This is a genomic window from Bacillus cereus group sp. MS39 (assembly GCF_040448665.1).
GTDB lineage: Bacteria > Bacillota > Bacilli > Bacillales > Bacillaceae_G > Bacillus_A > Bacillus_A wiedmannii.
In genome coordinates this window covers 880,115-893,356 of the sequence record NZ_CP123058.1, presented here as the reverse complement: position 1 = coordinate 893,356, position 13,242 = coordinate 880,115, and the positions used below count along the sequence as shown (strand labels likewise).

Sequence of the window (13,242 nt, the reverse complement as noted above, 5' to 3'; positions counted from 1 at the left end):
CAATTAAAATATACAGATTATTCTAACATAGGAGGAGATTCCCATTGCTACTTCTACAAATGATTCTAAATATTTTACTAGGCGATCCACACGAAAGACAGTTTGAAATTAGAGAAAACATTCAGCTACTAAGTGAGCAACGAGAGTTCAACGATTTAATAGAGCGTTACGGCCGTTCTTTCTTATTAAACTTTCGGATTCGAAGATTTATCGGGAAACACGATGCCCGCTTGTTAATACACAATCCAACAAAACTACAACACTTCTGTGAGGAACTTGAATCTATGATTAGAAAAAGGAGGTTTTTCATATGAACGCTGTAAAAGTTAAAAAATTATTATATGTTTTCGTACACCTCGTAGGCCCGCTTTCTTACTTCATTATTTCTACCATTTGGGGAGTTTTGTTCACTACTAAATCCACATTCGAAAACATATCTGATAACCTTGGCGTTATGGCCATCTATTACGTGTTCATGAGCTTACTGTGGTATTTCTATTTAGATCGATTAGACAAAGATGTAGATAAAATTACAAAAGAAATTAATGATAATAAGGTGTAATGCATATAAAAAAAGGAGAGCCGCCAAGACTCTCCTTTTTTATGTTAGCTTCTTTTCTGCTTCTTATTTGATGAAGATACTTTATGAGAACCTGTTTCATGTGTCGTCGTTCCTTGTCCTTCTACTTCTGGAGAACCTAGGCTTGATCTTGAATGATCTTTTTTTACTTTTTTACTCATTTATATTCACCCCTTCGCGTTACTTTTTGCTACGGGGTAATAAACTATGCAACAATTCATCTCCACCTGAATTGTTGGATTTCACCCGTAACACAAATCAGATGGAGTCTTCTTGCCGAAAAGGAAAAAAGCGAGAGGAAACCCTCTCGCTTTTTCATATCTTAAAACTCAGAAGAACCTGGAGTTCTTGGGAATGGAATTACGTCACGGATGTTAGCCATGCCAGTGATGTACATTAAGAAGCGCTCAAAACCTAGACCGAATCCAGCGTGTTTTGTACCGCCGTATTTTCTAAGTTCTAAGTACCACCAGTAGTCCTCTTCGTTCATACCTAATTCTTTAATTCTGTCTACTAAAACGTCCATTCTTTCTTCACGTTGGCTTCCGCCGATTAATTCGCCGATGCCAGGAACTAGAAGGTCAGTAGCAGCTACTGTTTTTCCATCTTCATTCATACGCATGTAGAACGCTTTAATGTCTTTTGGATAGTCAGTTACGAATACAGGGCGTTTGAAAATTTCTTCTGATAAGTATCTTTCGTGCTCTGTTTGTAAGTCAATACCCCATTCTACTGGATATTTGAATTCAGCACCTGACTCTTGAAGCACTTTAATTGCTTCTGTATATGTGATACGACCGAAGTCAGAGTTGATTACGTTGTTCATGCGCTCAAGAACTGTTTTATCAACGAAGCTGTTGAAGAATTCCATTTCTTCTGGTGCATGCTCTAGTACGTATTTCATTGCATATTTCAGCATATCTTCTGTAAGATCCATTACGTCGCCTAATTCAGCGAATGCAATCTCCGGCTCAACCATCCAGAACTCAGCTGCGTGGCGAGTTGTGTTTGAGTTTTCTGCACGGAATGTAGGTCCGAATGTGTATACGTCACGGAATGCTAATGCATAAGCTTCAGCGTTCAGCTGTCCACTTACTGTTAAGTTTGTTTCTTTGCCGAAGAAGTCTTTTGATTCATCAACTTGTCCGTCTTCACCTTTTGGTACGTTGTTTAAATCTTGCGTTGTTACGCGGAACATTTCGCCTGCACCCTCTGTATCACTACCAGTGATGATTGGTGTGTGAACATGTACGAATCCACGCTCTTGGAAGAACTGGTGAATCGCAAATGCTGCGACAGAACGTACACGGAACGTTGCAGAGAATGCATTTGTTCTTGGACGTAAGTGAGCAATTGTACGTAAGTATTCAAACGTGTGACGTTTCTTTTGAAGTGGGTAATCAGAATCTGATAAGCCCTCGATATCAATTTTTTCTGCTTTAATTTCAAATGGTTGCTTCGCTCCAGGCGTTGCAATTACTGTACCTTCTACTTTAACTGAAGAGCTAAGTGGAAGTTTTGCAATTTCTTTGAAGTTTTCTAACTCTGTATCGAAAACGATTTGAACGCTTTTGAAAAAGCTACCGTCGTTTAATTCGATGAAACCAAATGCTTTTGAATCACGTAAGTTACGAATCCACCCTGATACTTGTACTGTTTGACCTGCGTATTTATCTGTATCTCTATACAGACTTTTTACTAATGTGTTTTCCATAGTGAAATTCTCCTTTGCACATATATTTAAATACAAAAAAACCTTTCATCCATAAAGGGACGAAAGGTTAAACTTCGCGGTACCACCCAATTTGTCATAAAGACCAACTTTAACTCGTATGTAATACATACTTCCCGGTTTGTAACAGGCCGGATTCCCGTCTAAGTCTACTCTTGAATACAAGATTCAATTTCGGTTAGCAACTCCAAGGTGTTCTTCACATATACCGCCTCATCAGGCTCTCACCGTCCCCGACTCGCTTTGGATTATAGTATATACTACTTTTCCTTATCATCGTCTTTCATTTTGTTAAACTAAAATTAATGTACTACATTCGAGAGAAAGATGCAAGATACCAAAAAATATATCAGCAATTTTCGCAATATATCGATCGTAACTCCAAATATATCAGCGATTTTTGTAATATATCGATTTTCCGACAATCGTGCCATAAAAAAAATTGCCGGACTGAATCCGGCAATCTTTTATTACTTACGTAACTCCGCACCAAATTTCTCTTCTACCGTTGTTAATACACGGTTATGTGCTTCTGTTACTTCTTCGTCTGTTAACGTACGTTCTGCATCGAAGTAGGTCATAGAGAATGCAAGTGACTTCTTGCCTTCTTCCATTTTTTCACCTTCGTATAAGTCGAATAACGTTACGTCTTTCAGAAGTTCTCCGCCAGCTTCAGCAATGACTTGCTTCATTTCGCCAGCTTTTGTTTCTTTTGTTACGACAACAGCCATATCACGTGTCATAGATGGGAAACGTGGAATTGCTGCGTAGTAAGTTTCTTCTGCGTCTGCACCAAATACTTTTACAAGAGATAATTCGAATACGAATGTATTTTTCACATCTAATTGTTTTTCTGCTTCTGGGTGCAATTGACCGATGAAACCAATTACTTCGCCATCTAATACGATGTCAGCTGTACGACCTGGGTGCATACCTTCACGTTTTGCTGGTGCATAAGTGATTTGGTTTGCAACGCCAAGTACGTCGAATAATCCTTCTAGTACACCTTTCACAACGAAGAAGTCTACTACTTTCTTCTCACCTTGCCATGCATGGTGAAGAGCAAGTCCTGTCATAACACCTGCAAGATGTTGTTCTTCTTTCGGAAGTTCTCCTGCTTCTGTTGGTAAGAAGACAGAACCTACTTCGTATAAAGCAACACTATCGTTTTTACGTGCCACATTATATGAAACAGCTTCTAGTAATTGCGGTACTAAACTTAAACGAAGTTGGCTACGCTCTTCACTCATTGGAAGTGCAAGGTTTACAGGAGCTTTTTCATTTGGCTCAACCATATATTGCTTCGCTTTATCAGCGCTTGTTAATGAATATGTGATAGCTTCATATAAACCAGCACCCTCTAGGAATCGACGTACTTTACGACGTTTCGTTTGTGCTGATGTTAATTTACCACGAGTCATTGTTCCAGAAGGTAATGTAACTGGAATGTGGTCATAACCGTATAGACGACCCACTTCTTCTACTAAGTCTTCTGAAATTGTAATATCAGGACGACGTGCTGGTACATTCACATGGAATGTTCCTTCTACTTCTGTGAATGGGAATTTCAAGTTTGTGAACATTGTACCCATTTCACTTGCAGAAATATTTGTACCTAATACACGGTTTACTTTTTCAGCAGTAACAGATACTGTACGCTCTTGTACTTGTAAGTTGTCAGCTTCTACTACACCTTCAAGTGCTTCTCCGCCAGCGTATTTCGCCATTAAAGCAGCTGCGTGTTGAATTGCTTCAAATGTACGTGTTGGATCGATTCCTTTTTCAAAACGTGCACTTGATTCACTACGAAGACCTAAGTCTTTTGATGTACGGCGTACTGTTTGACCTGCAAAGTATGCAGACTCAATTAAAACGTTTACTGTCTCGTTTGTAACTTCAGAATCCGCTCCGCCCATTACACCAGCAACAGCTAAAGCTTTTGTTCCGTTTGTAATTACAAGATGGTGATCTTGTAACGTACGCTCTTGATCATCTAACGTTTCAATTTTTTCGCCTTCTTTTGCAAGACGAACAACGATTTCTTTTGAACCTAATTTATCGTAATCGAATGCATGTAACGGTTGACCGTATTCCATTAAAATGTAGTTTGTAATATCAACTACGTTGCTAATTGGACGAATGCCAGCTGCCATAAGGCGCGTTTGCATCCACATTGGTGATGGACCAATCTTTACGTTCTTTACCATTTTCGCAATATATAACGGATTTTCTTCTTTCGCTTCTACACTTACAGAAATGTAATCAGCAGTTTTTTCTGCTGTTTCTTGTAAGTTGATAGCTGGAAGTTTTACTTCACGGCCGTAAATAGCAGCGACTTCATATGCAACACCTAACATGTTTAAGCAATCTGCACGGTTTGGTGTTAAACCAAGCTCAAGTACTTCATCATGTAAGTTTAAAATTTCAAGTGCATCTGCACCAATTTCAGCGTCACTTGGGAAGATGAAGATACCGTCTGCGTATTCTTTCGCAACTAGTTTCCCATCAATACCAAGCTCTTGAAGAGCACAAACCATACCGTGAGAAGCTTCACCACGTAGTTTTGCTTTTTTAATTTTGAAGTTGCCAGGAAGTACAGCTCCAACTTTTGCAACTGGTACTTTTAAACCTTTTGCAATGTTAGCAGCTCCACAAATAATTTGAACTGGCTCTTCTTCACCGATATCGATTAAGCATTTGCTTAATTTATCAGCTTCTGGGTGTTTTTCACATTCTAATACGTGACCAACTACAACACCTTTTACACCTTTATTTAATACTTCAACACCTTCTACTTCAATACCACTTTTCGTGATTTTGTCTGCTAGTTCTTGTGCTGTTACATCTTTAATATCTACATACTCTTGTAACCAACGATATGATACGAACATACTTATCCTCTCCTTCCCTTACGCTCGTTTGAATTGTTGTAAGAAACGTACATCATTTGTATAGAAATGACGAATGTCATCTACGCCGTATTTCAACATTGCGATACGCTCTGCGCCCATACCGAATGCGAAACCTTGATATTCTTTTGAATCATAACCAGCCATTTCAAGTACGTTCGGGTGAACCATACCTGCGCCTAAAATTTCGATCCAGCCAGTTCCTTTACAAGTGCCGCAACCTTTGCCGTGACACATCATACAAGAAATATCCATCTCTACAGATGGCTCTGTGAATGGGAAGAAACTTGGACGAAGACGGATTTCACGATCTTCACCGAACATCTTTTTCACGAATACTTGCAGTGTACCTTTTAAGTCACTCATGCGAATGTTTTTATCAATTACAAGACCTTCAATTTGCATGAACTGGTGTGAATGCGTCGCATCATCGTCATCGCGGCGATACACTTTACCAGGACAAATAATTTTAATCGGGCCTTTTTCTTTATTATTTTCCATCGTACGTGCTTGCACAGAAGATGTATGTGTACGTAGTAACGTTTCTTCTGTAATGTAGAATGTATCTTGCATATCACGCGCTGGGTGATCTTTCGGTAAGTTTAATGCTTCGAAGTTGTAGTAGTCTTTTTCTACTTCTGTTCCTTCAGCTACTTCATAACCCATACCGATGAATACATCTTCAATTTGTTCAACAACAGCTGTTAACGGATGGTGACAACCTGTTTCAACAGGACGACCTGGTAGTGTAACATCAATTGTTTCAGTAGCTAATTTTGCTTCAATTACTGCTTTTTCTAAGTTACCAATTTTGTCGTCTAGACGCGTTTGAATCGCTTCACGTACTTCATTTACTAATGCTCCCATACGTGGACGCTCTTCTGCTGATAATTTTCCCATGCCGCGTAATACTTCTGTAATTGGACCTTTTTTCCCTAAATACGCTACGCGTACGTCGTTTAAGCCCTTTAGCTCTTTCGCTTCTTCAATAAGCTCTAACGCTTTTTGCTTTAGCTCTTTTAAACGTGCTTCCATTTGGAACCCTCCTAATTTTAAAAATAAAAAAACCTCGCTCCCAAAAAGGGACGAGGTAAATTCGCGGTACCACCCTAAATTGACAGACCAGGTCTGCCCACTCATTAGTTATAACGATCAATTCTGACCGGAACGCCTTTACATATATATGGTCCTGGCGTCAACTCCAGAGGTGAATTCACTTCCGTCTACCATAAGAATACTTTCAGTCTAAGGCATTCTCTCCCTTTATGGCGATTTTGTAAGTTACTCTTCTCTATCAACGTTTTTCGTTATTTAACTTTTAATATAATATACTTCAACTTATTATAAGAAGTTTTTTATTTGTTCGCAACTGGGCTTTGCAAATAATACGTTAAAATCCCTGCTGCAACCGCAACATTTAATGATTCTGCCCCGCCGTAAATCGGAATATACAAGTTTTGATCACTTTTTGCAAGAATTTCTTCGCTTACGCCACTTCCTTCATTTCCTACAATTAATGCAAAACTACCAGCTGGTGTTACTTCACCATATGGAACTCCATTTTCAAGAGCGGTTCCATATACAGGAACGTTATTTTCTTTTAACTTGTCTATCCACTCTTCTAAGTTCCCTTTTACAACTGGTAAATGGAAAATAGAACCTTGTGTAGAACGAAGCACTTTACTATTATATGCATCAACGCATCCTTCTCCAAGCACAACAGCATGAATACCAGCTGCATCAGCTGTACGAATAATTGTCCCTAAGTTACCTGGGTCTTGAAGGCCATCTAATAAAAGAAACTTCCCATCAGCAAGAGCTACTTCACTCTCGTGTTTCTCACAAACAGCAAATACGCCTTGCGTCGTTTCTGTTTCACGAAGTACTTTTACGATTGCTTCAGGTACGATATACATTTCCACATCATTAACTGTCCAATCTTTCGGAAGATCTGTCTGATCAGAAACGATAAGTTCTGTTACAACTCCTGCTTTTAAAGCTTCTTCCACTAAGTGGAATCCTTCTACAAAAAATAAACCTTTTTTATCGCGCTCTTTTTTCGTCTGCAGCTTTTTCCACTGCTTCACACGCGGATTTTGCACTGAATCAATGTTTTTCATAATATGTATTTCCCTCTCTTCTTGTCTTATCATTATAGCCTATTTTTCATACATATTTACATAAAAAAGAACAAAAACTAACGTCAGTTTCAATTCTGAAGAAGAGGTGAAAGCAATGAGTTTTAATTTACGCGGTGCTGTATTAGCGAATGTATCTGGAAATTCACAAGATCAATTACAAGAAACGATTGTCGATGCAATTCAAAGCGGTGAAGAAAAAATGCTTCCAGGTCTTGGCGTTTTATTCGAAGTCATTTGGAAAAATGCTGATGAAAATGAAAAACACGAAATGTTAGGAACACTGGAGCAAGGATTAAAAAAATAAACAATAAAAGGTCACCTTAGAAAAAAACTAAGGTGACCTTTTATGTCTATAAAATTTTTCTTCTCCTAAACATTTCTACTTTACTAACGCTACACAGATGGAGTACAATATTCAAAATACATTTAAACCGATCGATTTTCTTTATAGACACCATTAGATAAAAAGGAGTGAATGTTTTATGCACCGTATTACGCTTGAACAAATTTTCAAACACCATATTACACAAAAATACGTAAATCGTTCTGGGATGGTCCACGCGATTGCTGTCGCTTACCATGCGTTTCACTTAGCTAAAAAGCATCACGCCTCAGTCGATGCTGCAACAAAAGCTGGTTTCCTTCATGATATCGGACATCACACATGGTACAGTGAGGGAGAATGGGATTATGACTTGTATAAAAAGAATGATATCCATGCAATTAAAGGAGCAGAAAGAGCTCATAAATTACTTATTAGATTAGGAGAACATCCGAAACTAGCAAAAGAAATTTCTATCGCGATTCTTCTTCATACAGATTCTTTCTTAGTACAGCAAGAAATTGAAAGGACATCTCTTCAAAACATTATTAAATGGGCAGATGAAGCAGATGAAGAACCGGGCGGAGCGCACCATTATAGAACGATTTCTTATGAAAAAGCACTTAAAGCTATTCAGCAGTTAGACCGATTGGTAGAACGTGAATTACAAATAGAGCAATCAAAATCGAATAACAAGGCAGAACATAGTTATCAATAAGAAAGAGGCATCACTATAGGGTGATACCTCTTTTATTATTTTATGGAAAATACACCTTTGTATGTAATATTTAAACATTACACCCGAAAACGGAATGTTTTATAATTAAATATACAAATATAAAGAGGTGATTTTATAAATGCAACCCGCTACACAACTTTCTAATGAACAGAAATACTCTATGTCATGGGGACAATTTATTAGCTCCGTTTTATTCGCTTTGTTCGGAACCGGACTTATTACTGTGTTCCTCGCAATGCCCTTAACAATTTATACAGCAGGTCTTACAGATAAAAAACAAATTGCCCTGTATGAATCTATCGTAAATACCGCAAGTACCGTATTACAACTAGCCGTGTTGTTATTCTTCATTTTTAAATTCGAACCCGCAAAAAAATTACTACTAAAATCATTTAACTTTAAAGCACTGAAAGAATGGCGTACATACGTATACTTACTTCTTTTCTTCGCTATAAACATTTTACTCAATTACATCTTATTAAATTATATGTTCCAAGACGCAATAAAGCAGCAATCTTCCGCACTAAACTTAGACGTTTTTAAGCAGTATCAAATATTATTACTTCTCGGTTTCGCTATACTTACACCAATTTTTGAAGAACTTATTTTCCGTGGCTTTATACTTCGCTTCTTCTCAGAGCGCTTTCCATTTTGGATTGCAGCGATCTTAACAAGCTTCTTCTTCGGTATCGCTCATACATACTCACTTGGAGTAATGGTCATTACTTTCTTCATGGGATTATTAATGGCGATTTTATGTAAAAAAACAAAATCCATTATTCCAGCTATGTTATTTCATATTATGAATAATATGTTGGCATTCTTAAGTTAGAAAGAGGTATCATCGCGATACCTCTTTTCACTCTTTTATCACAACTTCAAACTCTTCTTCCGTTAACACTTTTCGATAATTCGTTTTCTTTTCTCTCTCTTCACCAGAAGTTAGAACAGGCGTCAGAACAATTTTCGTTACACGATCTTCTAGTTTTTCAAATCGCCAATAACTATTTTTCGATAGTGTAAGGCCTGAATGTGGTATTAACTCTTTTCCATCTTGATCTTTCGCGATAAATTTCACCTCTAATTTTGTTCCATTCAACATCTTATAGTTCAACTTCGCAGATATAGGAGAAACTTTTAAATCTTCCACTTCTATTTTTTGACCATTTTCTAATTTAAAATGCTTATGGATTGGGATTGTTTTCGTTTCAGCTTTTATTTTGTCTCCAGACGCTTTGAAGGAAAAGCCCCATTCTCCTTTCCATGTTGAATTGCCCTCTTTTAAAGAAATATCCCTATATACAACTTGTACATCACATTCTCCACGAATTTCTAGAGGATTCATTTCATCATCTTTTAAATCTATATTTGAAAAAAATGTATACGTGTACTCATTTATTTTCTTGTCTCCACCACTACCACTGCCATTTAACTGTTTTCCATTTATATAAATATCAGGACTAGGATAAGAACCCTCTAAATTGATTCGACTAGACTTAAACGTACTATTAACAATAATCTGCCCTTCATCTATCATCACTTCATCTAACCGTACTTCTACACCGTTATCATAAACTGTTTGTCCTATTGTCGTTTTATATTCTTTTAAAGGTTCGCCTCTACTGTTTACGTAGTCTTCCATTTTACTTCCGATTAACGGTATATCTGCAATCATTCTTCTCATATCTACAGTCATCATTATGATAAATAATGCCGCAGCAGATGTTATAATCGCTACATTCCGTTTCGTATGAGCTTTGTTCTTGTTTATTTTTTTACGAACTCGCTTTTTTATTTTCTGTTTCTCTATATGAGTTAAGTTAATCTCTTCATATTCATTCTCATCCATTTTTATATCATTTAACATTTCATATGGGTCTTTCATTCCCTTCACCTCTTCTCTTATTTATTTCATCCGGTTATGTAAAAATAATGCTCTTAACTTCTTTCGACCCCTTGATAGACGATTGTATATAAAAGAAGTTTTCACTCCCATTTTCTCCGCAATATCTTCTACACTATCTTCTTCCACGTAATGCTTCATAAAGATTTCTTTATCGTTCTTCTTTAAATGATTTAATATATGTTCCATATCATTACTAATTTCTCTTTTAGTCGTATCGGTATGTACCGCTATTTCATCTATGTGATCTATCCCTTTTTCATTTACTGCCTTCGCATATTTTCTCGCATAATCGATAGATTTATATTTTGTAATAGCCGCAATCCAATTTTTTAAAGTATTTTTCTCTTCATCATACTTTTCAATATGATTCCAAATCGCCAATAACACATCATCCATACATTCCTCTTGCACATCTTCGAACGAAGCTAAATGCTTCTGAATAATACTTTTTATAAGTCCGCCGTACTGGTCGATAATAAAATATAATGCTTTTTCGTTCCTTTTCCTTAGCTGATTCACAACGTTCTCTTCTGTAATTTTCACGAGCCCCCTCCTCTCTAACTTACTCTACATCTATTAATTCGTATCGGTACTACTCATTTCTATCAATTTATACATATTCATTAATAATATCCAAAATAAACCTTATGCAGTAAAATATAACTCATTAACTAGAGGGAGATTATATATGCACGTTTTGAGCTTACTTTGGATTTTCTATGTACCACTTCTTACTCTATGTGGGCTTTTTGGCGGTATTTTTTTAATTATTGCAGGAATTAAACATCGCAAATTGCTCATTTGTTTAACAGGGATACTCAGCCTATCCTTTACCTTGCTACCTTATGTTTTTTGGAGCATGGGGATTAATGGTGATACAATCCTTCCTATTCCAACTTCTCTATACTGGATCCTTTTTTCTTTAACTGGATTATTAGCGGGATTCATTGGGTTAAAAGCAAAAATTAAAAGTATACGCAATATGGGATTCATTATTTTTATTGCAGGAATATTAGGGGTTATTTTTTGGGGACTCATGTCTGCAGGGGATTCATTCTATATTTAGTTGAATTCCTTTTATAAAAAGCACAAAAAAAGCAGGGAAATTAATTCCCTGCTTTTCTATTTGATTTATTGCCTGACGGTAAGAAGAACGATAACACCCAAGCAATCCCTGCGAGTATCGTTGCAATTAAGAAGGCATCGTTAATACCGTTAATTGCAGATAGCTTTGAAATTTGTCCAAATAATAGTTGCGTGCTCATCGCATCTCCTGCTTGCGCTGATCCAGCAATAGCTGCTAAACTTTGCCCCATGCCGTGTACTTTATCAACTAAAATTGGGTTTGACGTTGTTAACATGTTGCCGTAATCTGCTACGTGAGCAGTCGTTTGTTGCGTCATAAGTGTAATTAATATCGCTGTTCCAATTGAACCAGCTACTTGTCTTGACGTATTTTGCGTTGCTGTACCATGAGAAATTAATTTCATCGGCAGTGCGTTCATACCTGCTGTCATAATTGGCATCATAATGAATGACATACCAATCGAACGTATAATATAATCCGTCATAATAACGCTATACGGTGTATCCATCGATAACGTTGTGAATTCATATGTCGCAAACGTTGTAATGGCTAAACCGACAATTGCTAACGGACGAATACCATACTTATCAAATAGTTTACCTGCAATAGGTCCCATGATCCCCATAATTAATGATCCTGGCAGTAGTAATAAACCTGATTCTATCGGTGTGAAACCGCGAATGTTTTGCAGATATACCGGAAGTAATAACATACCTCCGAATAATGCCATCGTAACAATTGCATTAATTACTAAAGTAAAAGTAAATACTGGGTATTTAAACACTTGTAAATCAAGCATTTTATTGTCCGTTGTTAGCTCTCTCCAAATAAATACCGCAATACCTACTACACCAATGATAAGTGAAATAACAACCTCTGCACTAGTCCAACTATTATTTCCTGCTTCACTAAATCCGTACAATAAGCTACCTAGTCCAATACTTGAACTAACAACACCGAATACATCTAACTTCGTTTTAGATACTGGCTGAGCTAGTGTAAAGAATTTTAAAGATAGGAATGTAATAATTAAACCGATGATAAACATCGCATAGAACATTAAGTTCCAGCTATAGTTTTCAATCACCCAGCCCGTTACAGTTGGTCCGATAGCTGGTGCTAAAATCATCGCTACACCTAGTAATCCCATCGCTGCTCCGCGCTTATGAGGCGGGAATAATGTCATGAAAATATTCATACCAACCGGCATTAAAATACCTGCACCCACCGCCTGAATAACGCGGCCCGTCATCATCATTGTAAAGTTTCCTGAAATAGCACAAATGATAGATCCTACCGTGAAGAATAACATTGCCGCTACGAATAATTTACGATACGTAAATCGTGAAACTAAAAAGGCACTAATCGGTACTAAAATACCATTTACAAGCATGAAGCCTGTAATTAACCATTGTGCTGTTGAAGTTGATACATTAAATTCATTCATTAACGGAGGCAATGCAACGTTAATAATTGTTTGGTTTAAAATAGAAACGAACATGCCGAGAATTAATACAGCTACAACTGCTTTTACGTTCACATTTTCTACAGGCGTAGACATTTGTTTTTTCCGCACTTCTTTTTCTTGTTTTACTTCTTCTTGCTTTCCTGTTTCTAACTCAACTACATTAGAAATTTCTGCTTCTTGCTTTCGTTCAATTTCTTTCTCTTCTGTTTCTACCTTACTTACTTCTATTTTATTTACGGCTGGGACTTGTTCTTCTCCCACGTTCGTTTTTTTCTTTCGTAAAAGACGATTTACAAGGAAGAAGACGATTATACAAAATAGTGCATATCCTGCAATTGCAATTGAGGACATCTCATCT

14 protein-coding genes and 2 other annotated features are annotated in these 13,242 nt (G+C 37.0%); of the genes, 6 read left to right on the top strand and 8 right to left on the bottom strand.

What is annotated here, in order from left to right:
- Positions 1–44: 44 nt before the first annotated feature.
- Both QEP67_RS04665 and QEP67_RS04660 read left to right on the top strand, forming a co-directional pair.
- Positions 45–314: a hypothetical protein gene (locus tag QEP67_RS04665; RefSeq protein WP_000925543.1), complete on the top strand. Its 270-nt coding sequence runs from the start codon at positions 45–47 to the stop codon at positions 312–314.
- Complete coding sequence (locus QEP67_RS04660; protein ID WP_000994750.1) at positions 311–562, top strand: hypothetical protein; 252 nt, start codon at positions 311–313, stop codon at positions 560–562. Before QEP67_RS04665 ends, QEP67_RS04660 begins: the two co-directional genes overlap by 4 nt.
- A 44-nt stretch (positions 563–606) precedes the next feature.
- Here the strand turns inward: QEP67_RS04660 and QEP67_RS04655 are convergent, their stop codons facing one another.
- The 5 genes from QEP67_RS04655 to QEP67_RS04635 form a co-directional block, all read right to left on the bottom strand.
- A complete protein-coding gene (locus tag QEP67_RS04655; RefSeq protein WP_000039594.1) occupies positions 607–741 on the bottom strand; it encodes a YuzL family protein in 135 nt (44 codons plus the stop codon).
- Between the two features lie 161 nt (positions 742–902).
- Positions 903–2,294 (bottom strand): asparagine--tRNA ligase, encoded by a 1,392-nt coding sequence (gene asnS, locus QEP67_RS04650; RefSeq protein ID WP_353706530.1) that lies wholly within the window; start codon positions 2,292–2,294, stop codon positions 903–905.
- Positions 2,295–2,346: 52 nt separating this feature from the next.
- Positions 2,347–2,598 (bottom strand) — a binding site (T-box leader).
- Positions 2,599–2,782: 184 nt separating this feature from the next.
- Positions 2,783–5,203 carry a phenylalanine--tRNA ligase subunit beta gene (gene pheT, locus QEP67_RS04645; RefSeq protein WP_000498160.1) on the bottom strand — a complete coding sequence of 807 codons (2,421 nt, stop codon included), beginning with the start codon at positions 5,201–5,203 and terminating at the stop codon, positions 2,783–2,785.
- 18 nt (positions 5,204–5,221) lie between these two features.
- Positions 5,222–6,256, bottom strand: coding sequence for a phenylalanine--tRNA ligase subunit alpha (pheS, locus tag QEP67_RS04640; RefSeq protein ID WP_000388217.1), 1,035 nt, complete (start codon positions 6,254–6,256; stop codon positions 5,222–5,224).
- Between the two features lie 43 nt (positions 6,257–6,299).
- Positions 6,300–6,528 (bottom strand) — a binding site (T-box leader).
- A gap of 48 nt (positions 6,529–6,576) precedes the next feature.
- Complete coding sequence (locus QEP67_RS04635; RefSeq protein ID WP_002107601.1) at positions 6,577–7,374, bottom strand: RNA methyltransferase; 798 nt, start codon at positions 7,372–7,374, stop codon at positions 6,577–6,579.
- 82 nt (positions 7,375–7,456) lie between these two features.
- Between QEP67_RS04635 and sspI the strand changes: the two genes are divergently transcribed.
- The 3 genes from sspI (at position 7,457) to QEP67_RS04620 (ending at position 9,255) form a co-directional block, all read left to right on the top strand.
- Entirely contained in the window at positions 7,457–7,666 is a 210-nt protein-coding gene (gene sspI / locus QEP67_RS04630) for a small acid-soluble spore protein SspI (protein ID WP_000009511.1), read from the top strand.
- Between the two features lie 178 nt (positions 7,667–7,844).
- A complete protein-coding gene (locus tag QEP67_RS04625; protein ID WP_000554785.1) occupies positions 7,845–8,402 on the top strand; it encodes an HD domain-containing protein in 558 nt (185 codons plus the stop codon).
- Between the two features lie 139 nt (positions 8,403–8,541).
- Positions 8,542–9,255, top strand: a complete 714-nt coding sequence (locus tag QEP67_RS04620; RefSeq protein ID WP_001182118.1) for a CPBP family intramembrane glutamic endopeptidase — start codon at positions 8,542–8,544, stop codon at positions 9,253–9,255.
- A 27-nt stretch (positions 9,256–9,282) separates the two neighbouring features.
- Here the strand turns inward: QEP67_RS04620 and QEP67_RS04615 are convergent, their stop codons facing one another.
- A complete protein-coding gene (locus QEP67_RS04615; protein WP_000654752.1) occupies positions 9,283–10,308 on the bottom strand; it encodes a DUF4179 domain-containing protein in 1,026 nt (341 codons plus the stop codon).
- 21 nt (positions 10,309–10,329) lie between these two features.
- Positions 10,330–10,872 (bottom strand): sigma-70 family RNA polymerase sigma factor, encoded by a 543-nt coding sequence (locus tag QEP67_RS04610; RefSeq protein ID WP_000704586.1) that lies wholly within the window; start codon positions 10,870–10,872, stop codon positions 10,330–10,332.
- Positions 10,873–11,017: 145 nt separating this feature from the next.
- Here QEP67_RS04610 and QEP67_RS04605 point away from each other — a divergent pair, with 145 nt between their 5' ends.
- Complete coding sequence (locus QEP67_RS04605) at positions 11,018–11,395, top strand: hypothetical protein (RefSeq protein ID WP_000558271.1); 378 nt, start codon at positions 11,018–11,020, stop codon at positions 11,393–11,395.
- Between the two features lie 40 nt (positions 11,396–11,435).
- Here the strand turns inward: QEP67_RS04605 and QEP67_RS04600 are convergent, their stop codons facing one another.
- On the bottom strand, positions 11,436–13,235 hold the full coding sequence (locus tag QEP67_RS04600; RefSeq protein WP_000094768.1) for a DHA2 family efflux MFS transporter permease subunit: 1,800 nt from the start codon (positions 13,233–13,235) through the stop codon (positions 11,436–11,438).
- Positions 13,236–13,242: the final 7 nt, after the last annotated feature.

Excerpts from the sequence above, each read along its gene's own strand:
- QEP67_RS04615 (WP_000654752.1), bottom strand. The coding sequence starts at position 10,308 with ATGAAAGACCCATATGAAATGTTAAATGATATAAAAATGGATGAGAAT.
- QEP67_RS04660 (WP_000994750.1), top strand. The coding sequence starts at position 311 with ATGAACGCTGTAAAAGTTAAAAAATTATTATATGTTTTCGTACACCTC.
- QEP67_RS04635 (WP_002107601.1), bottom strand. The coding sequence starts at position 7,374 with ATGATAAGACAAGAAGAGAGGGAAATACATATTATGAAAAACATTGAT.
- QEP67_RS04605 (WP_000558271.1), top strand. The coding sequence starts at position 11,018 with ATGCACGTTTTGAGCTTACTTTGGATTTTCTATGTACCACTTCTTACT.
- sspI (WP_000009511.1), top strand. The coding sequence starts at position 7,457 with ATGAGTTTTAATTTACGCGGTGCTGTATTAGCGAATGTATCTGGAAAT.
- QEP67_RS04655 (WP_000039594.1), bottom strand. The coding sequence starts at position 741 with ATGAGTAAAAAAGTAAAAAAAGATCATTCAAGATCAAGCCTAGGTTCT.
- asnS (WP_353706530.1), bottom strand. The coding sequence starts at position 2,294 with ATGGAAAACACATTAGTAAAAAGTCTGTATAGAGATACAGATAAATAC.
- pheT (WP_000498160.1), bottom strand. The coding sequence starts at position 5,203 with ATGTTCGTATCATATCGTTGGTTACAAGAGTATGTAGATATTAAAGAT.
- QEP67_RS04620 (WP_001182118.1), top strand. The coding sequence starts at position 8,542 with ATGCAACCCGCTACACAACTTTCTAATGAACAGAAATACTCTATGTCA.
- QEP67_RS04625 (WP_000554785.1), top strand. The coding sequence starts at position 7,845 with ATGCACCGTATTACGCTTGAACAAATTTTCAAACACCATATTACACAA.
- QEP67_RS04600 (WP_000094768.1), bottom strand. The coding sequence starts at position 13,235 with ATGTCCTCAATTGCAATTGCAGGATATGCACTATTTTGTATAATCGTC.
- pheS (WP_000388217.1), bottom strand. The coding sequence starts at position 6,256 with ATGGAAGCACGTTTAAAAGAGCTAAAGCAAAAAGCGTTAGAGCTTATT.